Origin of the sequence: Streptomyces koelreuteriae, from assembly GCF_018604545.1 — a bacterium.
GTDB lineage: Bacteria > Actinomycetota > Actinomycetes > Streptomycetales > Streptomycetaceae > Streptomyces > Streptomyces koelreuteriae.
The window spans coordinates 2,370,796-2,397,705 of record NZ_CP075896.1 but is presented as its reverse complement, the minus strand read 5'-3'; the positions used below and the strand labels follow the sequence as shown (position 1 = coordinate 2,397,705).

Annotated in this window: 24 protein-coding genes; 17 read left to right on the top strand and 7 right to left on the bottom strand. The window is 72.2% G+C overall.

Annotation, left to right across the window (positions count from 1 at the left end; translation table 11 throughout):
• Positions 1–35 precede the first annotated feature (35 nt).
• The 5 genes from KJK29_RS10435 (at position 36) to KJK29_RS10415 (ending at position 5,613) form a co-directional block, all read left to right on the top strand.
• Complete coding sequence (locus KJK29_RS10435; protein ID WP_215118430.1) at positions 36–1,280, top strand: L,D-transpeptidase; 1,245 nt, start codon at positions 36–38, stop codon at positions 1,278–1,280.
• Positions 1,281–1,433: 153 nt separating this feature from the next.
• Positions 1,434–2,666 (top strand): L,D-transpeptidase, encoded by a 1,233-nt coding sequence (locus tag KJK29_RS10430; protein ID WP_215118429.1) that lies wholly within the window; start codon positions 1,434–1,436, stop codon positions 2,664–2,666.
• Between the two features lie 99 nt (positions 2,667–2,765).
• Positions 2,766–3,533 carry an enoyl-CoA hydratase/isomerase family protein gene (locus tag KJK29_RS10425; protein ID WP_215118428.1) on the top strand — a complete coding sequence of 256 codons (768 nt, stop codon included), beginning with the start codon at positions 2,766–2,768 and terminating at the stop codon, positions 3,531–3,533.
• Positions 3,534–3,807: 274 nt separating this feature from the next.
• On the top strand, positions 3,808–4,311 hold the full coding sequence (locus KJK29_RS10420; protein WP_215118427.1) for an ATP-binding protein: 504 nt from the start codon (positions 3,808–3,810) through the stop codon (positions 4,309–4,311).
• Positions 4,312–4,434: 123 nt separating this feature from the next.
• A complete protein-coding gene (locus KJK29_RS10415) occupies positions 4,435–5,613 on the top strand; it encodes a YncE family protein (protein ID WP_215118426.1) in 1,179 nt (392 codons plus the stop codon).
• A gap of 55 nt (positions 5,614–5,668) precedes the next feature.
• Here the strand turns inward: KJK29_RS10415 and KJK29_RS10410 are convergent, their stop codons facing one another.
• Positions 5,669–6,334, bottom strand: coding sequence for a GNAT family N-acetyltransferase (locus KJK29_RS10410; RefSeq protein WP_251057753.1), 666 nt, complete (start codon positions 6,332–6,334; stop codon positions 5,669–5,671).
• 49 nt (positions 6,335–6,383) lie between these two features.
• Between KJK29_RS10410 and KJK29_RS10405 the strand changes: the two genes are divergently transcribed.
• Together KJK29_RS10405 and KJK29_RS10400 are read left to right on the top strand one after the other, a co-directional pair.
• Positions 6,384–7,298: a helix-turn-helix domain-containing protein gene (locus tag KJK29_RS10405; protein ID WP_215118424.1), complete on the top strand. Its 915-nt coding sequence runs from the start codon at positions 6,384–6,386 to the stop codon at positions 7,296–7,298.
• 56 nt (positions 7,299–7,354) lie between these two features.
• Complete coding sequence (locus tag KJK29_RS10400) at positions 7,355–7,567, top strand: EF-hand domain-containing protein (protein ID WP_189727755.1); 213 nt, start codon at positions 7,355–7,357, stop codon at positions 7,565–7,567.
• A 74-nt stretch (positions 7,568–7,641) separates the two neighbouring features.
• Here the strand turns inward: KJK29_RS10400 and KJK29_RS10395 are convergent, their stop codons facing one another.
• Positions 7,642–8,433 carry an ABC transporter ATP-binding protein gene (locus tag KJK29_RS10395; protein WP_215118423.1) on the bottom strand — a complete coding sequence of 264 codons (792 nt, stop codon included), beginning with the start codon at positions 8,431–8,433 and terminating at the stop codon, positions 7,642–7,644.
• A complete protein-coding gene (locus KJK29_RS10390) occupies positions 8,430–10,145 on the bottom strand; it encodes a 2-isopropylmalate synthase (RefSeq protein WP_215118422.1) in 1,716 nt (571 codons plus the stop codon). Before KJK29_RS10390 ends, KJK29_RS10395 begins: the two co-directional genes overlap by 4 nt.
• Before the next feature lie 208 nt (positions 10,146–10,353).
• On the opposite strand from KJK29_RS10390, the gene KJK29_RS10385 reads away from it, so the two are divergent.
• A complete protein-coding gene (locus tag KJK29_RS10385) occupies positions 10,354–11,046 on the top strand; it encodes a FadR/GntR family transcriptional regulator (RefSeq protein WP_215118421.1) in 693 nt (230 codons plus the stop codon).
• Positions 11,047–11,080: 34 nt separating this feature from the next.
• On the opposite strand, the gene KJK29_RS10380 is transcribed toward KJK29_RS10385, so the two are convergent.
• Complete coding sequence (locus tag KJK29_RS10380) at positions 11,081–11,638, bottom strand: glycoside hydrolase family 25 protein (protein WP_215118420.1); 558 nt, start codon at positions 11,636–11,638, stop codon at positions 11,081–11,083.
• Positions 11,639–12,221: 583 nt separating this feature from the next.
• Between KJK29_RS10380 and KJK29_RS10375 the strand changes: the two genes are divergently transcribed.
• From KJK29_RS10375 to KJK29_RS10335, 9 genes are read left to right on the top strand one after another with little or no spacing between them, the layout of a single operon-like run.
• Positions 12,222–14,033 (top strand): hypothetical protein, encoded by a 1,812-nt coding sequence (locus KJK29_RS10375; protein WP_215118419.1) that lies wholly within the window; start codon positions 12,222–12,224, stop codon positions 14,031–14,033.
• A gap of 3 nt (positions 14,034–14,036) precedes the next feature.
• Positions 14,037–15,254, top strand: a complete 1,218-nt coding sequence (locus KJK29_RS10370; RefSeq protein ID WP_215118418.1) for an ATP-grasp domain-containing protein — start codon at positions 14,037–14,039, stop codon at positions 15,252–15,254.
• The gene (locus tag KJK29_RS10365) at positions 15,251–16,036 is read left to right on the top strand and encodes a gamma-glutamyl-gamma-aminobutyrate hydrolase family protein (protein ID WP_215118417.1); all 786 of its coding nucleotides are present in this window, start codon (positions 15,251–15,253) and stop codon (positions 16,034–16,036) included. The genes KJK29_RS10370 and KJK29_RS10365 overlap by 4 nt, the downstream gene beginning before the upstream one ends.
• The gene (locus tag KJK29_RS10360; protein ID WP_215118416.1) at positions 16,033–16,893 is read left to right on the top strand and encodes a hypothetical protein; all 861 of its coding nucleotides are present in this window, start codon (positions 16,033–16,035) and stop codon (positions 16,891–16,893) included. The genes KJK29_RS10365 and KJK29_RS10360 overlap by 4 nt, the downstream gene beginning before the upstream one ends.
• On the top strand, positions 16,890–17,957 hold the full coding sequence (locus KJK29_RS10355; RefSeq protein ID WP_215118415.1) for a hypothetical protein: 1,068 nt from the start codon (positions 16,890–16,892) through the stop codon (positions 17,955–17,957). Before KJK29_RS10360 ends, KJK29_RS10355 begins: the two co-directional genes overlap by 4 nt.
• Complete coding sequence (locus tag KJK29_RS10350; protein ID WP_215118414.1) at positions 17,954–18,622, top strand: hypothetical protein; 669 nt, start codon at positions 17,954–17,956, stop codon at positions 18,620–18,622. The genes KJK29_RS10355 and KJK29_RS10350 overlap by 4 nt, the downstream gene beginning before the upstream one ends.
• Complete coding sequence (locus KJK29_RS10345; protein ID WP_215118413.1) at positions 18,619–19,917, top strand: MFS transporter; 1,299 nt, start codon at positions 18,619–18,621, stop codon at positions 19,915–19,917. The genes KJK29_RS10350 and KJK29_RS10345 overlap by 4 nt, the downstream gene beginning before the upstream one ends.
• Positions 19,914–22,409 (top strand): ATP-grasp domain-containing protein, encoded by a 2,496-nt coding sequence (locus tag KJK29_RS10340; protein WP_215118412.1) that lies wholly within the window; start codon positions 19,914–19,916, stop codon positions 22,407–22,409. The genes KJK29_RS10345 and KJK29_RS10340 overlap by 4 nt, the downstream gene beginning before the upstream one ends.
• Before the next feature lie 2 nt (positions 22,410–22,411).
• Positions 22,412–23,680, top strand: coding sequence for an ATP-grasp domain-containing protein (locus KJK29_RS10335; protein ID WP_215118411.1), 1,269 nt, complete (start codon positions 22,412–22,414; stop codon positions 23,678–23,680).
• Positions 23,681–23,682: 2 nt separating this feature from the next.
• Here the strand turns inward: KJK29_RS10335 and KJK29_RS10330 are convergent, their stop codons facing one another.
• The 3 genes from KJK29_RS10330 to gcvH all read right to left on the bottom strand — a co-directional run bounded on the left by KJK29_RS10330 (position 23,683) and on the right by gcvH (position 26,820).
• Positions 23,683–25,050 (bottom strand): L-serine ammonia-lyase, encoded by a 1,368-nt coding sequence (locus tag KJK29_RS10330; protein ID WP_215118410.1) that lies wholly within the window; start codon positions 25,048–25,050, stop codon positions 23,683–23,685.
• Between the two features lie 115 nt (positions 25,051–25,165).
• The gene (gene glyA, locus KJK29_RS10325; protein ID WP_215118409.1) at positions 25,166–26,428 is read right to left on the bottom strand and encodes a serine hydroxymethyltransferase; all 1,263 of its coding nucleotides are present in this window, start codon (positions 26,426–26,428) and stop codon (positions 25,166–25,168) included.
• A 14-nt stretch (positions 26,429–26,442) separates the two neighbouring features.
• Positions 26,443–26,820 carry a glycine cleavage system protein GcvH gene (gcvH, locus tag KJK29_RS10320; protein WP_215118408.1) on the bottom strand — a complete coding sequence of 126 codons (378 nt, stop codon included), beginning with the start codon at positions 26,818–26,820 and terminating at the stop codon, positions 26,443–26,445.
• Positions 26,821–26,910 lie beyond the last annotated feature (90 nt).

The following is a 26,910-nucleotide window of genomic DNA, read 5'->3' as shown; positions in this document are numbered from 1 at the left end:
GTTTCCCGGGGACGCGGCCGGTCGTTGGGTACCCCGTGAGGCACGTACAAGGGCGCGCGCGGCGCGCGAGGGCCGCGCTGGCCGCCGTAGTGACATGGGCAGGGCTGCTGGCCGGGGCCACGGGCTGTACCTCGGACGACGCGGGCGGGATCGCGGGGGCGTTCGGCGCGCCCCCGGCGCCCGAGGACGTCATCAAGGTCTCGCCCGAGGACGGCAGCAGGGGCGTACGCCCCGGGAGGACGCTGCGGGTGCGCGTGCCCGACGGCAGGCTGGAGTCGGTGAAGGTCACCCGGTCCCAGGACGCGCAGGAGTCCCCGGTGCCCGGGCGGGTCTCCGCCGACGGCCTGACCTGGGAGCCCGACGAGAAGCGCCTGGGGCTCGCCGCCGAGTACACGGTCGACGCGGTGGCCGTGGACGGCGACGGCCACCGCTCGGCCCGGCACACCACCTTCACCACGTACGTCCCCGAGGAACGCTTCATCGGCTACGTCGCCCCGGAGAACCGCGCCACGGTCGGCACCGGCATGATCGTCTCCCTGGAGTTCAACCGGGAGATCGCCGACCGCGCCGTCGTCGAACGCGCGGTGCGGGTCACCTCCCGCCCGGCCGTCGAGATCCGCCCGCACTGGTTCGGCCGGAGCCGCCTCGACTTCCGCCCCGAGGACTACTGGAAACCCGGCACCCAGGTCACCGTCGACCTGCGCCTGCGCGACGTCGAGGGCGCGCCCGGGGTCTACGGCCTGCAGCACAAGACGTTCTCCTTCACCGTCGGCCGCGGCCAGGTCTCCGTGGTCGACGCCGCCCGGCACACCATGGAGGTCCGGCGCGACGGCGAGACCCTCGCCACCGTGCCGGTCACGGCCGGCGCCCCCGAGACGACCACGTACAACGGGAAGATGGTGGTGACCGAGATGCTCGACGTCACCCGGATGAACGGCGCCACGGTCGGCTTCAAGAAGCGCGACGGCAAGGGCGAGTACGACATCCCGGACGTCCCGCACGCCATGCGCCTGACCGACTCCGGCACCTTCCTGCACGGCAACTACTGGGCGGACCACACCGTCTTCGGGCGGAGCAACGTCAGCCACGGCTGCATCGGACTGCGCGATGTGAAGGGTGGCGGCGCCGCCACCCCGGCCGGCTGGTTCTTCGACCGCAGCCTGATCGGGGACGTCGTCGAAGTCGTCAACAGCAAGGACAAAGAGGTCTCTCCCGACAACGGCCTCGGAGGCTGGAACATGAGCTGGGACGCATGGAAAGCGGGCAGTGCGGTGAAGTAGTCCGACAGGGGGCGGATCGACCCCGCGCTGTTGGGACGGAACAGTGACAATCGCGGGCCGCCGGTGCCCGGCGCCTTGTGGTTACTATGCGCCGGGGCGCGGGGGACGCGCAGGGGTTGTGGGCCTGACCAGGCCCGGGGAGGGGAGTACGACTTGAACGGGCGACCGATATCGGGGGCGTCGGTTGGGGGCAGGCACGGACTGCTCGCGCTGATACTCGGCGGGGTGCTCCTCGCCGTCACGGCGTGTGGCGGCGGGGAGAGCGGAGCCGGTGCCGCAGGGGGCGGCGGCGCGGGCAAGGGCTCGGACACCGCGCAGAGCAAGCAGTCCGAGGCCGTGGTGAGCATCACCCCCAAGGACGGCACGAAGTCCGTCGACACCAGCGGGAAGCTGAAGGTCACGGCCGCCAAGGGCAAACTGACCGAGGTCGAGGTCAAGGACGCCAAGGGCAAGAAGGTCGACGGCGAGATATCCGGCGACGGCGCCACCTGGACGCCGTCCAGCCATCTGGCCGCCGCCACCAAGTACACGGTCCACGCGGTCGCGAAGGACTCCGAGGGCCGCACGGCCGCCGAGGACGCGGGCTTCACCACGCTGACGCCCGAGAACACCTTCACCGGCACCTTCACTCCCGAGGACGGCTCGAAGGTCGGCGTCGGGATGCCGTTCTCCATCCGCTTCGACCGGGGCATCACCAACCCGGAGGACGTCGAGAAGGCCATCCGCATCAAGACGGAGCCGGCCGTGGACGTCGAGGGCCACTGGTTCGGCAACGACCGTCTCGACTTCCGCCCCGAGAAGTACTGGAAGACCGGCACCAAGGTGACCGTCGACCTGAACCTCGACGGCGTCGAGGGACGCTCCGGCGTCTACGGCGAGCAGGACAAGACGGTCGACTTCACCATCGGCCGCAACCAGGTCTCCGTCGTGGACGCCAAGAAGCTCACGATGAAGGTCATGCGCGACGGCAAGCTGTTCAAGACCATCCCCGTCACCACCGGCAAGCCCGGCATGGAGACCTGGAACGGCCAGATGGTCGTCAGCGAGATGCTCCCGGTGACCCGCATGAACGGCGAGACCGTCGGCTACGGCGGGGAGTACGACATCAAGGACGTCCCGCACGCCATCCGCCTCACCACCTCCGGCACCTTCCTGCACGGCAACTACTGGGCGGGCGGCGCCTTCGGCGAGTACAACGCCAGCCACGGCTGCATCGGCCTGCGCGACGTGCGCGGCGGCTGGGACAAGAAGGTGCCGGCCGCCTGGTTCTTCAACCACTCGATGATCGGCGACGTGGTCGTCGTCAAGAACTCCGAGGACCGGATCGTCGCCCCGGACAACGGGCTCAACGGCTGGAACATGTCGTGGGAGAAGTGGAAGAAGTAGCGCCCGGCTCACGATGAGCCGACGCTGATTCGACGGCAGGGCCCCGGTGTGACGGACAGCACCGGGGCCCTCGCCGTTAGTCGCCGTTAACCTGCTCCCATGACCGTCTCTCTCGAAGTCGCTGAAGGCGTCGGCACCCTGCGCCTGGACCGCCCGCCCATGAACGCGCTGGACATCGCCACCCAGGACCGGCTGAAGGAACTCGCCGAGGAGGCCACGCGCCGCGACGATGTGCGGGCCGTGGTGGTCTACGGCGGCGAGAAGGTGTTCGCGGCCGGCGCGGACATCAAGGAGATGCAGGCGATGGACCACGCCGCGATGGTCCTGCGCTCCCGCGCCCTGCAGGACTCCTTCACGGCGGTGGCCCGTATCCCCAAGCCGGTCGTCGCGGCCGTCACGGGTTACGCGCTCGGCGGCGGCTGCGAACTCGCGCTCTGCGCGGACTACCGCATCGCCGGCGAGAACGCCAAGCTCGGCCAGCCCGAGATCCTGCTCGGCCTGATCCCCGGCGCGGGCGGCACCCAGCGCCTGGCCCGGCTGGTCGGCCCCTCCAAGGCCAAGGACCTGATCTTCACCGGCCGGATGGTGAAGGCCGACGAGGCGCGGGAGATCGGCCTGGTGGACCGGGTCGTGCCCGCCGACGAGGTGTACACGCAGGCGCACGCCTGGGCCGCCAAGCTGGCACAGGGCCCGGCGCTCGCCCTGCGTGCCGCCAAGGAGGCGATCGACGCCGGCCTGGAGACCGACATCGAGACGGGCCTGACCATCGAACGCAACTGGTTCGCGGGCCTGTTCGCCACCGAGGACCGTGAGCGGGGCATGCGCAGCTTCGTGGAGGAGGGACCGGGCAAGGCGAAGTTCCTCTGACCCCCCCTCCAGGGGCTTGCAATTGACGAGGCGTCTGATCCGGGTCCCTCGAAGGGGCGGTTTATGTCAGCCTTAAGGCAACCTTAAGCGTGTTCGGGCGGTGAACTTCGCCGCTTGCCCCGGAACGAGCCGTTCTCGCAGGTCACACCGGGCGTGAGAGGCTCCGAAGTGCCTTGGGCATATGCCGTCCGACTGCCGGTTCCGGGCCCGTTCCGGGGGGTCTATTCCCCGGGAACGGCCCCGTCGGGCGCGCCGGGCGGCCATGATGGGGGGCATGGCGGGGCTGGAGGGTATGGAACAGCCGCGGGGACACGCACATGCGGCCGCGGCGCGCTGGTCACCGACCGTCGAGGACGAACGGGCGCTCAAGGCGCTGGAGTTGTACGGCAATCCGACGGAGGCAGAGGTTCCACTGCCGTCCCGCCCCGAGTCCGCGGCCACCGCCAGACGGCTCACCCAGGTCGTGGTCCTGCGCCACTGGGGGCTCACCCCCAAGATCACCGAGGAAGCGGTCTTACTCGTCTCCGAACTGGTCGGCAACGCCGTACGCCACACCGGTGCCCGTGTCTTCGGGCTGCGGCTGCACCGGCGCCGCGGCTGGATCCGCGTCGAGGTCCGCGACCCCTCCCGGGGGCTGCCCTGTCTGATGCCGGTCCAGGAGATGGACGTCAGCGGCCGGGGTCTCTTCCTCGTCGACAAGCTGGCCGACCGCTGGGGGGTCGATCTGCTGCCCCGGGGGAAGACGACGTGGTTCGAGATGCGGGTCGTCGAGCGCTGACGGCCGCTTGTCGCCCGCCGGTGGCGGCCGGGGCTCGACCGGGGGTGTGACCTGCGACGACTCACCTGGACGTCGATCGGGCGAATCACCGATTTCCCCGTGAAGCGCCCCTTAAATGGTCCAATGCACCGCCACTTCCTCAAGAGCACCCTCGTCGCGGGCGCCGCCCTCCTCGCCCTCGCCGCCTGCGGCACCCCGGGCGAGGAGCGGACCTCCCCGGCACGCCCCACCAAGGCCGCCGTGCCCGCCCCGCACGAGAAGAAGACCGTCCAGGGCCTGCCGGGCATGCCGCCCGTCCTCGACCCGAAGGACGTGTACGCGGCCGACCGCCCCAACAAGCTGTCGCCCGTGGTCAAGGGCTTCCCGTCCCGGGTCTACGTCCCCAACACCGAGTCCGACACCGTCTCCGTCATCGACCCGAAGACGTACGAGATCATCGAGACGATCCCCGTCGGCCGGCAGCCCCAGCACGTCGTGCCCTCCTGGGACCTGAAGACGCTCTGGGTCAACAACAACCGCGGCCACACCCTCACCCCGATCGACCCGAAGACCGGCAAGGCGGGCAAGGAGGTCGAGGTCCACGACCCGTACAACCTCTACTTCACGCCCAACGGCAAGTACGCCGTCGTGATGGCCTCCCTCGACCGCGAGCTGGTCTTCCGCGACCCCCACACCATGGAGATCAAGAAGACCGTGCCGGTCTCCTGCTACGGCGTCAACCACGCCGACTTCTCCCTCGACGGCCGCTACTTCATCGTCTCCTGCGAGTTCAGCGGCGAACTGCTCAAGGTCGACACCGAGAAGATGAAGGTCGTGGGGCAGCAGCGGCTGCCGTTCGAGGGCGCCATGCCGCAGGACGTGAAGGTCTCGCCGGACGGCAAGCGGTTCTACATCGCCGACATGATGGCCCACGGCATGTGGGTCCTCGACGGCGACACGTTCACCGAGCCCACCCTGCTGCCCACCGGCAAGGGCTGCCACGGCCTCTACGTCAGCCGCGACTCCCGCGAGATGTTCGTCTCCAACCGCGGCGAAGGCACCGTCTCCGTCTTCGACTTCACCCGGAACAAGCTCACCAAGAAGTGGGACCTGCCCGACGGCGGCAGCCCCGACATGGGCGGCGTCTCCGCCGACGGCAAGGTCCTGTGGCTCTCCGGCCGCTACGACGCCGAGGTCTACGCCATCGACACCCGCACCGGCGCCCAGCTCGCCCGCATCCCCGTCGGCAGCGGCCCGCACGGCCTCGCGGTCTACCCGCAGCCGGGCCGCTACTCCCTCGGCCACACGGGCATCTTCCGGTGAGCGCCGGCTGCCCTCCACCGAAGGGAGTCGGCACGCCCTGCTCGTGCCCTCGTGATCACGTGCGAGAGCGATCCGCACCACGAGCCCTGGCACTGAGCAGCGCCTCCGAGCCCACGGGACGGTAGCCGGCCGCCTGGAACGCCCGCAGACTACGGGCGTTCCCCGCCGACACCTGGGCCCACACCGGGGCGTCCCCGACCAGGTGCCGCGCCGCCTCCACCAGCCGCCGCCCCAGCCCTCGCCGCCGCGCCTCCTCCGCCACCTCGACGGCGACCTCCCACCGCCCGGCCACCCCACGGCCGAGGACGAGGACCCCGCCGTCCGCCGCCCACACCCGCACGTCGTCACGCCGGCGGCGTGCGGAGACCACCCGTGGATGGCCGGGATCGTCGATCTCCGTCAACGCGAGCGGAGGCTCCCCGGGCAGCGCGGCGCCGGTCAGCAGCACGTCGATGGTGTCGGACGTACGCCCGGTGCGGTCCATGAGTGCCGCCAGGAAACGGGCGTTCATCGTGGCCGCGAGACCGTCGCAGTCGGTGCCGGCCAGCGTCCGGCGTATCCACCCGGGATCCTCGTCGGTGAAGACCACCGAGTGGGCCGTGAAGGCGAGGACCCCCGCGTCCCGGTGCGAGGGCTGGTTCACGATCGTCGTCCCGCCGTCCGCCGGCGGGAAGACCCCTCGGGCCGCCGCGTCCAGAATGTCCCGCAGAGTGTCCGCCACCGACGCGCTCCTTGAGTCTCCACCCACTGGAGGGCCCAGACTCCCAGACATGACCGACGAAGCCACCGGACTTCTCACCATCGGGGACCTGGCCCGGGTCACCGGGCTGACCGTGCGCACCATCCGCTACTGGTCGGACGAGGGCGCCCTGCCCCCGGTGGCCCGGTCCGCGGGCGGCTACCGGCTGTACGACGCCGCGTCCGTGGCGCGCCTGGAGCTGATCCGCACCCTGCGCGAACTCGGCCTCGGCCTGGCGGACGTCCGCCGGGTGCTGGCAGGCGAGACGACGGTCGCGCGGGTGGCCGCCGCGCACGTGGTCGCGCTGGACGCGCAGATCAGCTCGCTCAAGGTGACCCGTGCGGTGCTGTCGACGGTGGCGAAGCGGGGTTCCAGCGCGGAGGAGATGACACTCATGAACAGACTGGCACGGCTCTCGGCGGCCGAACGGCGGCAGATCGTCGAGGACTTCATGGCGGAGGTCTTCGAGGGGATCGACACGGCCGACCCGGACATCCGCCGCAGGCTGCGTCTCGCCGCCGCCGAGCTGCCCGACGACCCCACGCCCGAGCAGGTCGACGCCTGGGTGGAGCTCGCCGAGCTGATCCAGGACCCCGGCTTCCGCGCCCAGATGCGGCAGATGGTCGAGTTCAACGCGGCCGACCGGGGGCCGGACGTCCCGGCCGGTTCGTCCCTGTGGTTCGTCAGCCGGCTCGTACAGCTCGCGGCCGACGCCCGGCGGCGCGGCATCGCCCCCGGGGCACCGGAGGCCGACGCCGTCCTGAGGGACCTGCTCGGCGACACCGACCGGTCCGCCGTACTCGACCGCCTCACGGCCGCCTCCAACGTCCGGGTCGCCCGCTATCGCGAACTTCAGGCCGTCGTGGGCGGCCTCGACCCCCAGCCGACCCACGACGAGGAGTTCGCCTGGGTGGTCGCCGCGCTGGAAGCACGCACGGCCAGTTAATCTGACCTGCGTCAGCAGGACAGAGAACACGAGAGCACGAGAGTAGGGGCGGATCGGTGGCGGACATCGAGGAAGCACGCAAGCAGTTCGAGCGGATCGATACGGACGGCGACGGATTCATCACCGCTGCCGAGTTCAAGACCGCCCTGGCCCGGTCGGGTGACTGGAACGTCACCGAGTCCGTCGCCGAGGTCGTCATCAAGACCCGCGACCTCGACGGCGACAAGCAGCTCAGCTTCGACGAGTTCTGGGCCTACCTGAACAAGTAGTCGCCCGCTGCCGGGGGCGCTCCGCTTCCTGAACGAAGGGGCCCGGTCCGACCTCGGTCGGACCGGGCCCCTCGTCATGCCCCGCGCGCCGTGCGCACGCTCCAGCGGCCGTCGTGCCGTTCCAGGGCCAGCGGCAGGTCGAAGCACTTGCCGAGCCCGTCCGCGGTCAGCACCTCAGCCACCGGGCCCCCGGCCAGCGGACGGCCCTCGCGCAGCAGCAGGGCGTGCGTGGTGTGCGGCGGCAGCTCCTCCAGGTGGTGGGTGACCAGGACCGTCGCCAGGCGGGGGTGATCCCGGCGCAGCTCCGCCAGCGCCACGATCAGCCGCTCCCGGCCGGGCAGGTCCAGCCCGGTGGCCGGTTCGTCCAGGAGCAGCAGCCGGGGCTCGGGCATCAGGGCCCGGGCGATCAGCGTCCGGCCGCGCTGGCCCTGGGAGAGAGTGGGCCAGCGCGCCTCACGGTGCTCCGCCAGCCCCAGCGTCCGGATCAGCCGCTCCGCCCGTTCCTCCTGCTCCGGCGTCGGACGCCACCGGGGCAGCGGCTCCACGGAGTTGGTCAGGCCGGTCAGGACGACGTCCCGTACCCGCAGCGGCGAGCCGAGCGGATGCCGCGGATCGACATGCCCGACGTGCGCGCGCAACTCCCGCAGATCGACCCGGCCCAGCCGGTGCCCCAGCACCTCCACGGTGCCCCGGGTGGGGTGAACGAGCGCGCCGAGCAGACGGAGCAGAGTGGACTTGCCCGCCCCGTTGGCCCCGAGCAACGCCCAGTGCTCACCGGCCCGCACCGTGAGGGACACCTCCTGAAGGATCGGCCGCCCGTCGCGCACGACGGCCACGTCCTGGGCACGCAGGACGACCGCCGTCATCGCAGGGCCCGGTTCACCGCGGACAGCACCGCCCGGACGGACGCGGCCAGGGCCGAGGAGTCCCGGCCCGCGCCCCAGCACGTCGTACCGCGGACCCGGCACTGGGCGAAGGCATGCGCACCGTCGCCACCGGCCTGCTCGTGGAAGTCGAGCACCTCCACGTCGACTCCCGCCCCGGCCAGCGCGTCGACGAACGCGGAGACCGGGCCGCTGCCGGTGCCCTCGTAGTCGCCGGTGCGCTCACCGGTTCGCAGCGTGCAGACGAACCGATGGCCGCCGCCGGACTCGTCCGGGTGCACGGACCAGGCCTCCAGCGCCACCTCCCCGTCCTCCACGACGTACGTGGCCCGGAACAGCTCGTACAGCTCCTTCGCCGCCATCTCCCGGCCGCTGTCGTCCGTCGCCCGCTGCACCGCCCGGGAGAAGTCCGGCCGCATGCGCGCGGGCAGGTCGACGCCATGGTGGGCGCGCAGCAGATAGGCCATGCCGCCCTTGCCCGACTGCGAGTTCACCCGGATCACCGCCTCGTAGGAGCGGCCCACGTCGGCCGGGTCGACCGGCAGATACGGGACCGACCAGGGCGCCCGCCGCTCCGGCACGCCCAGCTCCCGCGCCCGCTCGGCGTGCCGGGCCAGGCCCTTGCTGATCGCGTCCTGGTGGGTGCCCGAGAAAGCGGTGTGGACGAGGTCCCCGGCGTACGGGTGGCGCGGGTGCACGGGCAGCCGGTTGCAGTGCTCGACTGTCTCCCTCACCGTGTCGATGTCCCGGAAGTCGATCATCGGGTCGACGCCCTGGGCGTACAGGTTCAGCGCGAGGGTCACCAGATCGACGTTGCCGGTGCGCTCCCCGTTGCCGAACAGGCAGCCCTCGACGCGCTGGGCACCGGCCAGGACGGCCAGTTCGGCGCAGGCGACCCCGGTGCCGCGGTCGTTGTGCGGATGCACGGAGAGGATCACGCTGTCGCGCCGGGACAGATGGCGGTGCACGTACTCGATCTGGTCGGCGTAGACGTTCGGCGTCGCGATCTCCACGGTCGCCGGGAGGTTGTGGGTCACCGGCCGGTCCGGGCTCGCGTCCCACAGCTCGGTCAGCCCGTCGCACAGTTCCAGGACGAAGTCGGGCTCGGTCAGGTTGAAGGTCTCCGGGGAGAACTGGAAGCGGACGTACGATGCCCGGTCCGCCCGTCGGGCCATGTGCTCGGCGGCCTCCCGCACGGTCCGCCACACCTCCGCCCGGTCCCGCCCCAGGACGACGTCCCGCCACACCGGCGAGGTCGCGATGTACAGGTGTACGACCGCTCTCGGCATCCCCTCGATCGCCTCGAAGGTGCGGTCGATCAGGTCCCGGCGGGCCGGGGTGAACACGACGGGCGTGACATCGTCCGGTACGGCGTCGCCGGTCGCCAGGTGCCGTACGAAGTCGAAGTCGGCGCGGCTCGCGGACGGGTAGCCGACCTCGATCTCCTTGAAGCCCATGCCGGTCAGCAGATCGAAGAAGCGGCGCTTGCGGGGTGTGTCCATCGGCTCGGCGAGGGCCTGGTTGCCGTCGCGCAGGTCGACGGGGACCCAGAGGGGGGCGCGCTCGATCGTGGCGGCGGGCCAGTCGCGGCCGGCGGCGGGGACGCGCACGCGGTCCTGGAAGGGGCGGTAGCGGTGGAAGGGCATGGGGCCCGGGCGCTGGGGGTTCCAGGCCGGGGCGGGGGTGGTGGTCATCGTCGGCTGTGGCCTTCGGCTCGGTCGGACGGTGACCGGCAGCACGGCGCCCCGCGGCGGGGTGCCGGTCGCGTCAGGCCCCGCCGCGGCAGCCGAGAAGAAGGAGACCGCGGAACGTCATACGCCGTACGCTAGCCACTCCTCAGCTCCTCAGACAAGTGAATCCCCGCTAGAATCCTTCCACTCCTCAGACAAGTTGGTGAAACACATGCCGCTCGGCGCCGTCCGCCCCAGCCCCCTGGTAGAGCAGGCCGCCGCCCGGCTGCGCGAGCAGATCACCGGCGGCCACTGGCCGGTCGGCACCAAGCTCCCCGGCGAGACGACCCTCGCGAAGGAACTGGGCGTGGGCCGCTCCACCGTCCGCGAGGCGCTGCGCGCCCTGGCCGGAGCCGGGCTGGTGCAGCCGCGCCAGGGCGCCGGCGTCTTCGTCCTCGCGACCGAGCCGGTCGAGGACTGGCCCACCCGACTGCGCCGGGCCGCCGTGACCGATGTCTACGAGGTCCGTATGGCGGTCGAGGTCCACGCCGCCCGGCTCGCCGCACGCCGCCGCACCCCCGACGACATCACGGCACTGCGCGCCGCGCTGGAGGGCCGCCGGGCCGCCTCCACCGCCGACGACGCGGCCTTCGTCGACGCGGACATCGCCTTCCACGCCTCCGTGGTCGCCGCCGCCCGCAACCCGGTGCTCGCGGACCTCTTCACCGAGATCACCCCCGTCCTGCGCGAGGGCCTGATCGAACTCCTCACCCTGACCGGCCTGCGCGCCCACGACCCGAACACCGCCGACGACGCCCACGAGGCGCTCGTCCGGGCGGTGGAGGACGGGGACGCGGAGGCGGCGGCGGAGGTGCTGCGCGGGGAGTTGGAGGACCCGTTTGCACCCGTGGGCAAGCCGGAATAGCCCGACCGCACCGGCGGTCGAGCCCTCCGTTCGGTCAGGCGCTCTCCGCCCATCTCCGCAACGCGGCCTTGCTCTCGAAGTCGGCCACGTTCTTGTCCAGCGGGTCGTCCGTGTACTGGTGGAAGCGCCACTTCGCCTTGATGCGGGGCTTGCCCGCGGAGACGTAGTCGGCGATCCAGAGGCCGTCGCCCGCGTAGGAGGTCTTGTCGACCGTGAGCCAGAAGTGCCGGTTGCAGTAGAGCACCACCTGGTTCTCCGGCCGGAGGTCCTTCAGCTTGCGGATGAAGAGGTCCTTCTCCGCGTTGCTCGCGTGTGTTCCGTTGCTGGTCGTCTCCCAGTCGACGGCGAGGATGTCGCCCGGGCGGTCCGGGGCCTTGCCGACGAAGTACTCGGCCTGGGCCGTCAGGTTGCCGGGCCACAGGAAGTGGTAGAAGCCGACGACCAGCCCGGCGTCACGCGCCCGCTTCGTCTGGGCGGCCAGCTTCGGGTTGACGTAGGAACGCCCCTCGGTCGCCTTGACGAAGACGAAGGAGAGGCCGTCGGTGCCGTAGGAGGAGGACTGGTACGCACTCACGTCGATGCCGCGCAGCATGGGGGGCTCCCTGAAGTGCTGGTGGGGGAGGGGAGTTGGTGCTCACCACCATGGCACGTCCCGCTGCGGACTGACGTGGCAATGTCAACTTCGGTGGGCGGCCGGATGCGCGCCGGGCCGGAGGGGCGATCGATGCGACCACATGGTGGACACTCGAAAACATTTCCATCAGCGGTGGTTGGCGGCCCGTGACCGGGGTGTCACCGCCGGTTCACCTGGGTTTCTCCCACTCAGGAGCCGTCCGGCGGGGCCGAGTTGGGGCGCATGAGGCACCCCTTTCTCCGCCGGCGATGGTTGCCCGCGGATGTCGCCGAGGTTAAGGTCTGCTCGCACAGCGGATTCCCGAGAAAGTCCGGGCCGCTGTCGCCGGAGTCGCAACGGGGCTTTTCCGGCATCGCAGGGGGAGGACCACCGGCGTTCGCTTCCCTTCCGCCAGGGGTATCGCAGTGCGTGGCCGATCGGCCGTATTCGCACGGCTCTTCACGCTTTTCAATTCGCGTTCCGTACGGGCATGTGAGCGTTCGCCGAAGAACGCCTCGCTCGCATGCCTCACAGGCACGCCTTCCATCGGGGGAAACGCGCAATGGGGCTTTTACGTACCGAGGGCTTCGACAAACTCCTGGAGACGGTCGCCTCGGAAGCCGTGGCGCACAAGGCCGCCGGCCCCGCCGTCAGACATCTCGCCACGATCGGCGAACGGCTCGCGCCCGAGGTGGCGCTCGGCGCGCTGAGACCGGGCGAACGCCATCTGCTCGACGCGGCCGAAACCGCCCGCGCCACCGTCGCCCCGGCCCCCGCGGACCAAGACCACACGGACCAGGATCACGCGGACGGGTACCGCTTCGGCCAGCTCAAGGCCGGCAAGGTCTGCATCCTGGGCCCCGGCGAGACGGGCGAGCCGGGCCTGCGCGTCATCGCCCTCATCGACTGGCCCGACGGGGCCCCGGAGGGGCTCGAAGCCGAACGCGCCCGCCTCGCCGCACGCGAGGCCGCGGAGATCGAGTCCTGCCGCCTCTGGCTCCAGGGCCAGGGCGAAGAACACGCCGCACAGCTCGTGGCCCGGCTGCGCTTCCTGTTCCGGCACGTCGGGCCGATACGCCTCTACATCGGGGATGCCTGTTACACGAACCTGGGCCGCGAGGGCAATCTCGTCGGCAAGTCCGTGGGCCCGGAGTCCGACCGTTGCCGGATGAAGGTACTTTCCGAAACGCCCCTGGGTGAGTGGAGCGCGGCAGACGCCTGCTTCGTCGTCTGCATGTCGGCGCTGATTTCCTCCGGCACCCCTTCCCGCACCGAGGAGTTCAGCGGTACGCAGCTCATTCCGAGCAGGCTCACGGCATTCCTCGAGGGTCGCGTTCTCGCGTACGACGGAGACATTCCCGACATCGCGGATTCCGCCTCGCCGATCGGCAGGCTTTTCGAACTCGCGGATCTCGCCCGGGAACTGAGGGCGCGGAAACTGGAGTCCGGAGCGGTGGTGTACCGCACGGTCCAGTCGATGACCATCAACAAGAAGGAACACTTCTTCGCCACCGCGGTGACCGGCGCCGACGTGCCGGAGGAGTTCCTCGACACGCTCTCCGGCTTTGTGCCCTCCGCGCCAGACGCCGTCCGCGGCGGTGCGCTGGAAGTGGACTGGCAGCCGCTCCTCGACGGCGACCCACGGCCCTCGCGGCCCGGGTTCGGCAGCCGCTTCGAGGAAGTGCTGCACGAACTCGTCGGCGCCGCAGGGGCCGGCACCGGGTCCGACGTCAGCATGTCCCGCGGCCCCCGCGACACCCTCCGGCTCAGCATGCTGCTGGCCGAGGGCAGCATCGAGCCCGGCCACTGGAAGACCGGCGAGTACTACTGCTGCGTCGTACCCGGTGAGGGCTTTCGCCGCCGGCTCATCGACGCGGGGGCGGCCGCCGAGGTGCCTCAGGTGGTGCGCGCCATCGCGGCCCGTATGCGCTGGAACGGCTGGCACTTCATGCCCCATGCCGCCGCCGTCACGGACGACGAGAGCCTCGCCGAACGCGACTGGTTCTTCGCCCCGTCCATGCCCGACATGACGGAGTGGACCTCGCACCACCACCAGGGACACGTGGCGAACGGTGTGCGGCACGCCATCCGTGTCCCCTTCGGCATCACCCTCGCCGGCGCGCACCGGCCCGGCGTGCACGACCTGCGGCTGATGCGCAGCGAGGGCGATGTCTACACCCCGCGCGACCTGCGCGCGGCGATCGCGATGGGCGAGATCCTGCGCGGCCTCTACCAGGAACGCGCCCTGCGACTGGAGAAACGGGCGGAGACCGCCGTGGTCGACGACTTCACCAACACCTGGTACCAGCACCGCTACGGTACCGAGGCCCCTCGGGGCGCACAGGCCACGACGGCGAACGAGAACGGTGTCTGACAGATGACCACAGCCCACACCCCCGCGGCGAACCCGACGACGGCGGACCACGACGACGAGGCCGGCAGCGGCACGGTGCTCTACCTCGGCCTGCGACGCTCCCCCCTGGAATGGCGCGCCGAACTCGACGCCGCCGCGGCCCGGGGACTGAGCGTCCATGTCGCGTCCGACGCCGACGTCTCCCACACCGGGCTCCCCGGTCACCGGCTCGGCTCCTTCGACCGCGGCGCCCCGCTCCCGGAACAGGCCGCTCAGGCCTCGCCCGGCCGGGCCCCCGCCGCCGTCGCCTGCTGGGGTGACAAGTACGTCGGTCTGACCGCGCTGCTCGCCGAGCGCTTCGGGGTGCGCGGCATCGGCACCACCGCCGCGGACGTCGTGACGGACAAGGCCGCCCAGCGCCGGGCCATGGAACCGTACGGGCTCAACCCGCCGTGGCGGGCGGGCCGGACGGCCGACGATCTGCGGACCATCGCCGCGGAGCTGGGCGCCGCCGGGAAGCCCCTGGTGTTCAAGCCCGCCCACTGCTCCGGCGGCCGCGGCATGGCGCTGATCACCGAGGACACCGGCCTGGACGAGGTGTTCGCGCTCACGTCCGCCAACTACTCCAAGACCAGCGACTTCCTCGTCGAGGAGTACGTGGACGGCTCCGAGCACTCCGTCTCCGGCGTCGTCTCCGAGGGCACGGTGCGGATCCTCGGCGTCACCGACAAGAGCGTCGACGGGCCGCTGTCCCCGTCGTGGGCCACGGCCGTCCCCTCAGCCCTGACGGAGACGGAGGTCAAGGACCTCAAGCGGGCCGCCGAGCAGGCCGTGATCGCCGTCGGCCTCGGGACCGGCGGGTTCCACGTCGATCTGCGCCTCGGCTCCGGCGGCCCCGTCGTCCTGGAGGTCGGCGGACGGCTCGGCGGCGACCTGATCAACTCCCACCTCATCCCCTGTGCGCATCAGGACGCGGTCCGGCCCTACGAGGCGCTGCTCGCCCTGCTCGTCGACGGCGAACTGCCGGACGAGACCCCCGATCCGGCACGCGGTGCCGCGATGGTGCTGCTGCCCACGTCGGGGCGCCCGGCCGCCGAGGTGGCCGAGGCCGCGCTCACCCACCCGCGGGTCGTCCTCGCCGAGGACTGGCCCGGCACGGACACCGTCGTGGCCCTCGTCGTCACCGACGACCCGGCCGGACTGCCCGCCGCCGTCGCGGACGTACGCGAGTCGGCCCGGTGACCGGCGGCCCGCCGCACCTCCCGCTGGTCGGAGTCCTCGCCTGCCAAAAGGAACGGGCCAACGGCACCACGTACTCCCGGGTCAACGACCATCTGACCGAGCCGCTCCTGGACCACGCGGGCGTGGCCGCCGTCCTGATCCACACCGTGCGCCCCGAGCACGCCCGCAGTGTCCTGGCCCGCCTGGACGGGCTGGTGCTGCCCGGCAGCGGCTCGTTCGTCCACCCGGCCCGCTACGGCGGCCGGGAGGCCGACGCCGTGTCCGGCAGGGAGTACGACCCGGCCCGGGACGAGACCGCGGCCGCGCTGCTGCGGGCCGCCGACGAGATGCCCGGCCTGCCCGTGCTCGCCAGCTGCCGCGGCATGCAGGAGCTGGCCGTGCACCACGGCGGCACCCTCGCCCAGGTGCCGCCCTCGGAGGTCAAGCACCGGCTGCGGGCCGGAGTGGACGGGCCCGACCGGTGGGCGCCGGCCCACACGGTGGCCGTGCGGCCGGGAGGTCTCCTCGCGGAGCTGGCGGGCCCCGCACCGGACCCGGCCGCCGTGCCGGTCAACTCGCAGCACAGCGACCGGCTGGACAAGATCCCCGGCGAGGTCTTCGTCGAGGCCGTGGCCCCGGACGGGACCGTCGAGGCGATCAGCGTCGGCGCGCCGGACCGCTTCGTCCTCGGGGTGCAGTGGCACTTCGAGCACCACACCGACCGATCAGTTCTGGACCGCGCGGTCCTGGCAGCGTTCGGCAGCCGCTGCCGGTCCCGGATGACGTCGAGGAAGCCGCAGTGAACGCATCAGGAAGCCCGACCGCCTCCGTGCAAGGGGAGGGCGAGCGGACCGTCGATCTCGAGGCGCTCGCCGTCACCGCCCTCGCGGCGGCCGGCGGCAGTGGCGAGGAACTGCTGTTCCTCGCCGGCTCCACGACCGACGGCCTCGCCAACCGCAACTCCGACCTCGACCTGTATGTCGTCGGCGACCTGCGGGTCACCGGATCGGAGACAGCGGCCCGGCGGGGCGAGCGCACCGCGACCGTGGCGTACCACGAGGGCCGGGAGGTCAACGTCGCCGTCCTCGATCCGGCCGCTCTCGGCAGTCTGCGGGAGGCCTTCGGCGCCAGCGTGGCGAGTCTGTCGGGGGAGAAGGGCATCGCCCAGCTCGTCGACGAGGACAATCTCAAGATCCTGCACCGTGTCCGCACCGGCCGCGCCCTGCGGCGCCCCGACCGGCTGCGGGAGCTGCGCGAGGAACTGGGCACCGATGACCTGCCCCGCTATCTGCTGAACGTCGCCGCCGTCGCCGCCGTCAACCGGCTCACCGACGTGTCGGGCGAACTGGCCGACGGACACGCCGACTCGGCCGCGTGGATGTACCGAGAGGCTCTCGTGCACACCGGCCAGTGCGCGCTCGCCGCCGCGGGCGTGACCGTTCCCTCGGTCAAGTGGCTCGTCCGGCTGCTCCAGCGGGAGGCGGCCCGCCACGTCGACGGCGGCTGTGCCGCGCACGTCGCCCGGCACCTGCTCGCCCCGCCCTCCGACACCGCCGCCGCGGTGGCACGGACCCGGGCCGAGCTCGCCGCCGTCATCGACGCGGCAGGCGACCTGGCGGGCCCGTACGTCCGCACCGTGGCCCGACCGAAGCTGGGATGACGCCGATGCCCCTCGTCGACCATGACGACCTGAGCGAAACCGCCCGTGGTGAGGGTGACGTCCGAGTCGTCGGCATCCCGGCGGAGACCGTCGCACCTCGGACCGGGCGCGGGTTCACGCCCGTCGAGCTGTACGACCTGCCCGACGCGCTGATACCCCGCGAGCCCCGGCTGGGCGGCGCGTGTGTCCCCGTCCCCGCCGACCGGCTCGCGTCCCTCGCCCGGTCCGGGCCCGTCGTCCTCGGGCTGCAGCCCGGCTTCGCCCACACCGACGGCTTCCTCGCGTCGCTCCTGAAGGAACTGCGCGCGCTGCTGCACCTGCCGGACGGCCATTCTTGCGTCCTCGTCCCCGCCCCGCCGCACGCCGTGGCCCGGCTGATCGCCGAGGAGAAGTGGGCCCGGGCCCACGACGCCGTCCCCCGGCCGGTCGACGGGGGCGAGCGGCCGACCGGGTCCCCCGGCAGCGGGGGATGGGCCGCCGCGGACCTCTCGCGCACGACCTGGCCGCTCGACGACAGCCTCCTCGGCGCACTGGACGTCGCCTGCTTCTGCCCCAGTTGGCTCTTCGGTGTCGTGCCCGGCTCCACCGTCCTCACCCTGTCCCCCCGGGCCGCCGCGGCCGCCCGGGCGGAGGAGGGCGGCGGACCCTTCAGCGTCCGCGCCCTGCTGGACGCGGACGCGCCCGGTGCCCCGCGCCCCAGCGCCTCGGACCTGATGATGCTCGCCCACGGGGTGCGCACGCTCGCCGAGTCGCACCCCGAGTGCCTGGAGAGCGAGATCGAGGCCCGCATGGAGTTGCTGCGCGCCCACACGGCCGGCCGCTCCTGGCTCGCCGGCCCGCCGCGGCGGCCGGGACGCGACCTCGCCGCCGTGCTGCCCACCGCCCTCGCACCGGCCGCCGTGCGCGATGTGACGGAGTTCCTGGCGACCTGGGCCCTGGCCTACGGGCTCGCGGACCCCGCGCTGCCGGGCGCGTTGCGGATCGGCCTGTACCGCACCGTCACCGACGACGACCTCGTCCGCCTGCTCGGACTGCTCGACCTGCTTCTGGGGGAGGCCCGATGAGCGCGGGCGCGTTGCTCATTCTGAAACCCGACATCCTCGCCGGCCCCTACGCGCGGTGCCCTGCCGCGGCGGCCAGGGACGCGGTGCGCGGACTCCTGCGCGTGTACGAGCCCGCCACCGCCCAGGCCTTCGAGGTCGACACCTCCGCGCAGGCCGTCGCCTGGGCGCTGGCCAACATCGAACGCAAGGTGCGCGCCCGGGACTGGTACGTCCGCACCCTCCACGCCCCCGGCCCGCGGCTCGCCGCGCTGCGGAACCTGCTCTCCGGGCCGGTCCTCGCCCCCCGCGAGGACGGATCCGTCCGCACGTCCGACCTGGTGCTGGGCATCGCGGACGCGTTCGGCTTCACGGTCGCCGACCGCCGGCGCACCCGGTGCACCCAGCGCGACTTCCTCGGCCTGTACGCGGACAACACCCACTTCACCCGGCTCGCCGGCAGCCTGCGCGGCTACCTGGTGGACCAGGAGGTGGAGCTGTACCGCTACGCGGGCGAGGAGGAGCTGTCGACCCTGCACATCGCCAAGGAGATGGTGCGCCGGGTCGTCCGCTACCCCACCACGCACTACGACGCGGTGGAGAACCTGCTGCACGTCTCGGATCCGGGCGCACGGGACTGGACGTACTTCCTGAACACGGCCTTCACGCAACGGGACACGGCCGCGTGAGCGGGGGGCAGGGCTCCGCGCGGCGCCTCACCGCGGCCGACGTGCTGATCCTCGTCAACGGCGTGTCGGCGTTCGGCTCCGGTCTGGTGTACCCGTACACCGCGCTCTACCTGTCGGACCTGCCCGCCATGGGCACGGCCGGCGTCAGCGTCTTCTACGGGGCCGCAGCCGCGGCGAACCTCGCGACCTCGGGTGTCCTCGCGACCGGCCGGCTCGCACCGAGGCCCGCGCTGCTCGGGCTCGCGGGCACGCTGATGCTCGCCGTGGGGTTCGCGGGCGCCGCCGTCGCGGGCTCCCTGGCCTTCCTGTGCGCGGCCGTCCTGTTCATCGGCTGCGGTCAGGGCTGCCTGCTGGTGGCCATGGTGCCGGTGCTCAACTCCCTGACGCCGCAGGAGGAGCGACGCTCGGTCTTCGCCCGCCGCTACCGGGCGATCAACGTCGGCCTCGGACTCGGCGCCGTCGTCGCCGGCCTGACCACGGGCATCCTCACCACCTCGGCCGTGCCGTGGCTGTTCGTCTGCAACGCGGCGAGCTATCTGCCGCTGGCCTACGTCTTCCACCGGGTCCGGGCACGGGAGCGCGACGACGCGGCCCGAACCGCGGACGCCGAGCGCCCGACCGGCCCCGAGGACAAGAGGCGTGACACCGTCGGGCGCTGGAAGTGGCTCGGCGTGGCCGGCACGCTCGCCGTCCTGTTCCAGCTCGGCGCCTACCTCTTCGGGCACAGCCAGTTCGAGGCGACCGCGCCGCTCGTCGCCGTCCGGCTGATGGGCATCGGCCTCGGCACCGTCTCGGGCCTGCTGCTCGTGAACACCCTGGTGGTGGCGCTCGGGCAGACCTGGGTGACCCGCGTGCTGAGCAGCCGTGACGAGGCGTACGGACTCCGGGCCGCCGTCGTGCTGTGGGCCGCGGCGTACGGCCTGGCCGCGGCCTCGGCGTTCGGCCCGCTGCCCGTGCGCTACGCCGGACTCCTGCTCTTCGCCGTCGTCTTCGCGCTCGGCGAGTGCGCCTACTCCTGCTCGTTCCACCCGTGGCTGATCGACTCGGTGGGCCCGAAGGACGTCACCCGCGTCTCCGCGCTGGCCGCGGGCGCGATGGGCGTCGGCACGGCCGCGGGGCCCTCCGTCGGCGTCGCCCTGACCCTCACCGGCGAGGCCACCGCCGTCTGGCTGAGCCTCGCCTCGCTCTGCCTGCTGCTGCTCCTGGCCGTCGGCCGGAGGCGCGCGGCGGCGCCGGAACCCGCCGCCGGCACACCCGAACCGACACCCGCGTCACACACAGGGGACACGACATGACGGACACACTGCTGCTGGTCGGCGCGGGCATCATGGGACGGGGCTACGTCGACGCCGCCCACGACCTCGGCCTGCGCACCGTCCTGCTCGACGACGAGGCCTGGCGCGAGCACCACGAGAGCCGCGTCGCGCACTTCGCCACCCCCTCGGGCGGCACCGAGACGGACTGGCTCCAGGGCGCGCTGAGCCTGGCGGACCGGCACCGCCCCCAGGGTGTCGTGCCCTTCGCCGAACAGCACGTGCTGGCCGCGGCCCGGGTGCAGGAGCGGCTCGGACTGCCCGGCCCTTCCCTCGCCGCCGCCGAGGCCAGCCGCAACAAGGCGGTCCAGCGCGCCCTGTTCGCGCACGCCGGACTTCCCCAGCCCGAGCACACCGTCGTCGACGACGCCGACCGGGCCGCCGAGTGGAGCCGTGGCCGCTACCCGGTCGTCGTCAAGCCGCTGCGCGGCATGGGCAGCGTCGGCGTGCACTGTGTCGCGGACGAGGACGAACTGCGCGCCGACCTGGACCGCCGGGACGTGGGCGGGCTGGTGCTGATCGAGGAGTACCTCGACGCCCCCGAGTACAGCTGGGAAGGACTGGTCCGGGACGGCGAGGTGATCTTCGGCAACCACACCCGCAAGGTGACCACCGGACCGCCCGAGTTCGTCGAACTCCAGCACCAACTGCCGTACGTTCCCGCCGATCGTGACCGCGCCGACGCCCAGACCGCCGCACTCGTGGCCGCCGCCGGCATCCGCACCGGCATCGTGCACCTGGAGTACCGCGACGACGGCAGCGCGCTGCGGCCGATGGAGTTCGCCGTACGCACCCCCGGCGACCACATCATGGAACTGATGTGCCGGGCGTACGGGCACGACTTCTTCCGCAGCGTCATCGAGCTGTCACTCGGCCGGGCCGTGAGCCTCCCGGCCGGGCGCCCCCGCACCGCGGGCGTACTGTTCCTGCCCGCACCGAGCCCGGGCCGCATCGCGTCCGTGGACGGCACCGGGGAAGCGGCGAAACGCCCCGAGGTGGTCAGGGTCGGGCAGAAGAAGCACGCCGGGGACCTCGTCGCCGGTCTGCACTCGTCCGGCGACCGGGTCGCCCATGTGCTGCTCCTCGCCGACGGCCCCGCGGAGGTGGACGCCGCCGCCGACCTCGTCCGCGGGCAGATCCGGATCCGCATGGAACCCGGCACCGCCGCCCCGGCACCACACCCCGCCCCGGAAGCCGAACCCCCCGCCCTCGCCGAGGACGGGCCCACCGTCGTGCTCTGCAAGTGGCGCCCCGACATGGTCCGGGCGCTGCTCGCCGCCACCCCGCACCTCCACCTGGTCCTCGACGAGGCCGAGGCGGACCGCGCCGCCGCGTCCCCCGAACTGCTCGGCGCGGCCCGCGCCGTCTACCGCGTCGGCAGCACCGACTCGGTCGAGGAGATGACCGGCGTCGCCGTCGACCTCACGGTGCGCGGTGTCCGGGTCGACCAGGTGCTCTGCTTCTCCGAGGACGGCCAGCTCGGCGCCGCCCAGCTGCGCGGCCTGCTCGACCGCACCGCGGCGAGCGCGGCGATGCAGGCGGCCGTCCGTGACAAGCGGCTGATGAAACACCTCGTGGCCGGTGCCGGAGTCCCCGTCACCCCGTGGGCCTCCCTGCCCGTCGGCGTGACCTTCGCCGACGGCGATCCCCTGCCCGACGTGGGGTTCCCGGCCGTGGTGAAACCGGCGTTCGGCTTCGGCACCATGAGCACCGTCCGGGTCGAGAGCGCGAGGGAGATCGCCGCCGTCCTGCGCGACCTGCCGAAGCCCGAGCGGCTCAGCTCCGGGCACCTCGTCGTCGAACGCTTCGTGCACGGCCGCGAACTGCACATCGACGCGCTCTGGTCGGCGGGCAAACCGCTCTTCCTGACCGTGAGCGCGTACTACGCGCCCCGGCTCGACCACGTCCCGGCGCGCGACGAGCACGAGACCCCGCGCTCCCGGGACGGCTCGTACATCCTCCCCAGGGAGGACCACCCCGAGCTCTACGAACGCCTCCTCGGCATGCACACCAGCGTCAACGAGGCCCTGGGAATCGAGACCGCCGTGACCCACATGGAGGTGTTCGAGACCCCCTCGGGCGACCTGGTCTTCTCCGAGATCGCCACCCGCATCGGCGGCGGCTGGGTCCCCGACATGCTCTCCGCGGGCCTCGGGCACAGCGTGTACGACACCGTCGCCACCGGCCTTCTGTACGGTCGCACGGCGGATGCGACGCCCCCGCGCCGCCACATCGGGGCGCTGCACCTGCGCCCGCCGCGCGCCGGGACCATCACGGCGATGCCGACGGACCGTCAGATGCGGGCGGTCGACGGTGTGCTCGGCTGGCGCCGCTCCAAGAGCACCGGCGACACCTTCGGCGTCTCGCACGCCATGGACTGGTGCCTGCTCGTCGTCCTGGGGGCGGACACGGCCGAGGAGTTCGAGGCGCTCCTCGACCGCGTCGAGTCCGAGTTCGTCATCGAGGTGGAGTGACCGTGCCCGAGCCCGCCCCGCGCCCCGTCGTCGTCTTCGTCGGGCTGCGCAAGAACCCGCTCGAACACCGCCCCGCCCTGGAGGCCGCCCACCGGTGCGGCTTCTCCGTGGCACTCCTCGCGGGCAAGCCCCCCGCCGGACTGCCGGGCGCCCTGCTCGCCGAGGTACGCGCGGTCGATCCGCACGACACCGAGGCTTTCGACGCGGCCGTGGACGCCGTCGCCACCGCGCACACCGTCGCCGGTGTCGTCGCCTGGGGGGACGCGGGCGTCGAACCGGCGGCCCGCGCCGCCCGGCGCCTCGGCCTGCCCGGCATCGCCCCCGCCGCGGCCCGCCTCGCCCGCAACAAGTACCTCATGCGCCAGGCCCTCGCGGACCGGCCGCACCTCATCCCCCGCTTCGCCCGGGTACGGACCTGGCGGGACGCCGTGCGGTCGCTGGCGGACATCGGGCTCCCGGCGGTGCTGAAGCCGGCCGCCGGCAGCGGCAGCAAGGGCATCTTCCTGCTGCGGGACGAACAGGAACTGCGGCCCGCCTTCGACGAGTTGACGCGCCTGACCGGCGCGGACGGCGACGGCATCTTCCGCCACGACCGCGGCGAGCTGATCCTCGAGGAGCTGCTGCGCGGCAGTGAGCACAGCGTCGAGGGCTTCGTGCACCGGGGCGAGGTGACCGTCTGCGGAATCACCGACAAGACGACCACCGAGCCGTTCCGCCTGGAACTCGCCCATCTGCATCCCAGCGCCCTGCCCGGCGCCGCGCGCTCGGCCGTGCACGCGCTCACCCGCGAGACCGTCCTCGCCCTCGGCTTCGACGACTGCGCCTTCCACCTGGAGTGCATGTACGACCCGGGGACGGGCGCCCGCCTGATCGAGGTCGCGGCCCGGGCCGGCGGCGACTTCATCGGCTCCCACCTCGTGGGCCTGGCGACCGGGGTCCCCTTCCACGAGAACGTGATCCGGGTCGCCACCGGACAGGCTCCGCGCCTGCCCGACCAGCCGCCCCTGCACGCGGGCCTGCGGAAGATCACGGCCCCGGCGGCGGGCGAACTCGTCCGGATCGACGGCCTCGACACCGCGCTGGGCGTCCCCGGTGTCCAGCACCTCGTGCTCGACCGGAGCCCGGGCACGACCATCAGGCTGCCGCCCGAGCACTTCTCCTCCAGCCTGCTCGGCGCGGTGATCGCCACCGGAGAGACCGGCGAGGCCGTCCGGGGCACCCTGGAGGCGGCGGCGAAGGCACTACGGGCGGAGATCGCCCCGCCCTCGTGACCTCAGCACTCGATGATGTTCACCGCCAGCCCGCCCCGGGCCGTCTCCTTGTACTTCACCGACATGTCCGCCCCGGTGTCCTTCATCGTCTTGATGACCTTGTCGAGGGAGACCTTGTGGGAGCCGTCGCCGCGCATGGCCATGCGGGCGGCGGTGACGGCCTTGACCGCGGCCATGCCGTTGCGCTCGATGCAGGGGATCTGGACCAGCCCGCCGACCGGGTCGCAGGTGAGGCCGAGGTTGTGCTCCATGCCGATCTCGGCGGCGTTCTCGACCTGCTCGGGGGAGCCGCCGAGGACCTCGGCGAGGGCGCCCGCGGCCATCGAGCAGGCGGAGCCGACCTCGCCCTGGCAGCCGACCTCGGCGCCCGAGATGGAGGCGTTCTCCTTGAACAGCATGCCGATCGCGCCCGCGGCGAGCAGGAAGCGGACCACGCCCTCCTCGTCGGCGCCCGGCACGAAGTTGACGTAGTAGTGCAGCACCGCCGGGATGATGCCGGCCGCGCCGTTGGTGGGGGCGGTGACGACCCGGCCGCCGGCCGCGTTCTCCTCGTTGACCGCCATCGCGTAGAGGGTGATCCACTCCATGGCGAGGGCCTTCGGGTCGCCCTCGGAGCGGAGCTTGCGCGCGGTGTTCGCGGCGCGGCGGCGGACCTTCAGGCCGCCCGGCAGGATGCCCTCGCGGGACATGCCGCGCGCCACGCACGACTGCATCACGCGCCAGATCTCCAGCAGACCGGCCCGGATCTCCTCCTCGGTGCGCCAGGCGCGCTCGTTCTCCAGCATCAGCGCCGAGATGGACAGGCCCGTCTCCTCCGTCAGGCGGAGCAGCTCGTCGCCCGTGCGGAAGGGGTACTTCAGGGCGGTGTCGTCGAGTTTGATGCGGTCCGCGCCGACGGCCTCCTCGTCGACGACGAAGCCGCCGCCGACCGAGTAGTAGGTCTTCGTCAGCAGCTCGGCGCCCGAGGCGTCGTACGCCCACAGGGTCATGCCGTTGGCGTGGTAGGGCAGGGCCTTGCGGCGGTGCAGGACCATGTCGTCGTCGAAGGAGAACGCGATCTCGTGCTCGCCGAGCAGATTCAGCCGGCCGTCGGTCTTGATCGCCTCCACCCGGTCGTCGGCCTTCTCCACGTCGACCGTGCGCGGCGAGTCGCCCTCCAGGCCGAGCAGGACCGCCTTGGGCGTGCCGTGGCCGTGGCCGGTGGCGCCGAGGGAGCCGTACAGCTCGGCACGGACGGATCCGACCGACTCCAGCAGCTCCTCGTTGCGCAGCCGCCGGACGAAGAGGCCGGCCGCGCGCATCGGGCCGACCGTGTGGGAGCTGGACGGGCCGATGCCGATCGAGAACAGGTCGAAGACCGAGATGGCCACGGGAACTCCTGACTACGGGGGTGGTGCAGTGGGGCCGGGCGCCGCGACCGCTTGTGGCGGGCGCGGCGCCCTGAAAGGTTTCTTCGCTCTTGTGCAGGTGTTACTTGTGCGGGTGCTACTTGTTGAGGCCCGGGTACAGCGGGTGCCGGTCGGCGAGGGCCTTCACCCGGGCCTTGAGCGCGTCCGAGTCGTAGGACGGCTTCAGCGTCTCGGCGATGACGTCCGCGACCTCCGCGAAGTCCTCGGCCGTAAAGCCCCGGGTCGCCAGGGCCGGCGTGCCGATCCGCAGACCGGACGTCACCATCGGCGGGCGCGGGTCGTTCGGGATCGCGTTGCGGTTGACCGTGATGCCCACCTCGTGGAGGCGGTCCTCGGCCTGCCGGCCGTCCAGCTCCGAGTGGCGCAGGTCGACCAGGACCAGGTGCACGTCCGTGCCGCCGGACAGGACGTCCACACCCACGGCCCGGACGTCGTCCTTCACCAGACGCTCGGCCAGGATGCGGGCACCCTCCAGCGTACGGCGCTGGCGCTCCTTGAAGTCCTCGGAGGCCGCGACCTTGAACGAGACCGCCTTGGCCGCGATCACATGCTCCAGCGGACCGCCCTGCTGACCGGGGAAGACAGCCGAGTTGATCTTCTTGGCGAGCTCGGACGTGGAGAGGATCACACCGCCGCGCGGGCCGCCCAGCGTCTTGTGGGTGGTGGTGGTCACCACGTGCGCGTGCGGAACGGGGTTCGGGTGCAGGCCCGCCGCCACCAGCCCGGCGAAGTGCGCCATGTCGACCATCAGGTACGCGCCGACCTCGTCCGCGATCCGGCGGAACTCGGCGAAGTCCAGCTGCCGCGGGTAGGCCGACCAGCCCGCGACGATCAGCTTCGGCCGGGACTCCTTCGCCAGCCGCTCCACCTCGGCCATATCGACCCGGCCGTCCTCGCCCACGTGGTAGGCGACGACGTCGTAGAGCTTGCCGGAGAAGTTGATCTTCATGCCGTGGGTCAGGTGCCCGCCGTGCGCGAGGTTCAGACCCATGATGGTGTCGCCCGGCTTGAGCAGCGCGAACATCGCGGCGGCGTTGGCCTGGGCGCCGGAGTGCGGCTGGACGTTGGCGTGCTCGGCGCCGAACAGCTCCTTGACGCGGTCGATCGCGATCTGCTCGACCACGTCGACGTGCTCGCAGCCGCCGTAGTAGCGGCGGCCCGGGTAGCCCTCGGCGTACTTGTTGGTGAGGACCGAGCCCTGCGCCTCCATGACCGCGACCGGGGCGAAGTTCTCCGAGGCGATCATCTCGAGCGTGGACTGCTGCCGGTGCAGCTCGGCGTCGACCGCGGCGGCGACGGCCGGGTCGAACTCGTGCAGGGACGTGTTCAGGACGGACATACGGCTACGACCTCTCAGCCGGCGGAGAAGGCGGTGTACTCGTCGGCGGAGAGCAGGTCGCCCGGCTCGTCCGTGACGCGCACCTTGAACAGCCAGCCGCCCTCGAAGGGGGCCGAGTTCACCAGGGACGGGTCGTTCACCACGTCCTCGTTGACCTCGGTGACCTCGCCGGAGACCGGGGAGTAGAGGTCGGAGACGGACTTGGTCGACTCCAGCTCGCCGCAGGTCTCGCCGGCGGACACGGCGTCACCGACCTCGGGGAGCTGGACGAAGACGACGTCGCCGAGCGCGTTGGCCGCGTGCTCCGTGATGCCGATCGTCGAGACGCCGTCCTGGGCGCCCGACAGCCACTCGTGCTCCTTGCTGTACCGCAGCTCATTGGGGTTGCTCATGGCCTGGATTCTCCTGTACGCGCGGGAGTGCTGATGTATGTCGAGGAATGCTTGTGCATGCCGGTGAAGGGGACCGCTGGTGAGCGGGGG

What these genes read in the sequence shown, in the direction of transcription:
- glyA (WP_215118409.1), bottom strand. Translation starts at nt 26,428, where the DNA reads ATGTCCGTCCTGAACACGTCCCTGCACGAGTTCGACCCGGCCGTCGCC.
- KJK29_RS10390 (WP_215118422.1), bottom strand. Translation starts at nt 10,145, where the DNA reads ATGACCACCACCCCCGCCCCGGCCTGGAACCCCCAGCGCCCGGGCCCC.
- KJK29_RS10375 (WP_215118419.1), top strand. Translation starts at nt 12,222, where the DNA reads ATGGGGCTTTTACGTACCGAGGGCTTCGACAAACTCCTGGAGACGGTC.
- KJK29_RS10350 (WP_215118414.1), top strand. Translation starts at nt 17,954, where the DNA reads ATGAGCGCGGGCGCGTTGCTCATTCTGAAACCCGACATCCTCGCCGGC.
- KJK29_RS10380 (WP_215118420.1), bottom strand. Translation starts at nt 11,638, where the DNA reads ATGCTGCGCGGCATCGACGTGAGTGCGTACCAGTCCTCCTCCTACGGC.
- KJK29_RS10385 (WP_215118421.1), top strand. Translation starts at nt 10,354, where the DNA reads ATGCCGCTCGGCGCCGTCCGCCCCAGCCCCCTGGTAGAGCAGGCCGCC.
- KJK29_RS10415 (WP_215118426.1), top strand. Translation starts at nt 4,435, where the DNA reads ATGCACCGCCACTTCCTCAAGAGCACCCTCGTCGCGGGCGCCGCCCTC.
- KJK29_RS10340 (WP_215118412.1), top strand. Translation starts at nt 19,914, where the DNA reads ATGACGGACACACTGCTGCTGGTCGGCGCGGGCATCATGGGACGGGGC.
- KJK29_RS10420 (WP_215118427.1), top strand. Translation starts at nt 3,808, where the DNA reads ATGGCGGGGCTGGAGGGTATGGAACAGCCGCGGGGACACGCACATGCG.
- KJK29_RS10395 (WP_215118423.1), bottom strand. Translation starts at nt 8,433, where the DNA reads ATGACGGCGGTCGTCCTGCGTGCCCAGGACGTGGCCGTCGTGCGCGAC.
- KJK29_RS10355 (WP_215118415.1), top strand. Translation starts at nt 16,890, where the DNA reads ATGACGCCGATGCCCCTCGTCGACCATGACGACCTGAGCGAAACCGCC.
- KJK29_RS10405 (WP_215118424.1), top strand. Translation starts at nt 6,384, where the DNA reads ATGACCGACGAAGCCACCGGACTTCTCACCATCGGGGACCTGGCCCGG.
- KJK29_RS10425 (WP_215118428.1), top strand. Translation starts at nt 2,766, where the DNA reads ATGACCGTCTCTCTCGAAGTCGCTGAAGGCGTCGGCACCCTGCGCCTG.
- KJK29_RS10370 (WP_215118418.1), top strand. Translation starts at nt 14,037, where the DNA reads ATGACCACAGCCCACACCCCCGCGGCGAACCCGACGACGGCGGACCAC.
- gcvH (WP_215118408.1), bottom strand. Translation starts at nt 26,820, where the DNA reads ATGAGCAACCCCAATGAGCTGCGGTACAGCAAGGAGCACGAGTGGCTG.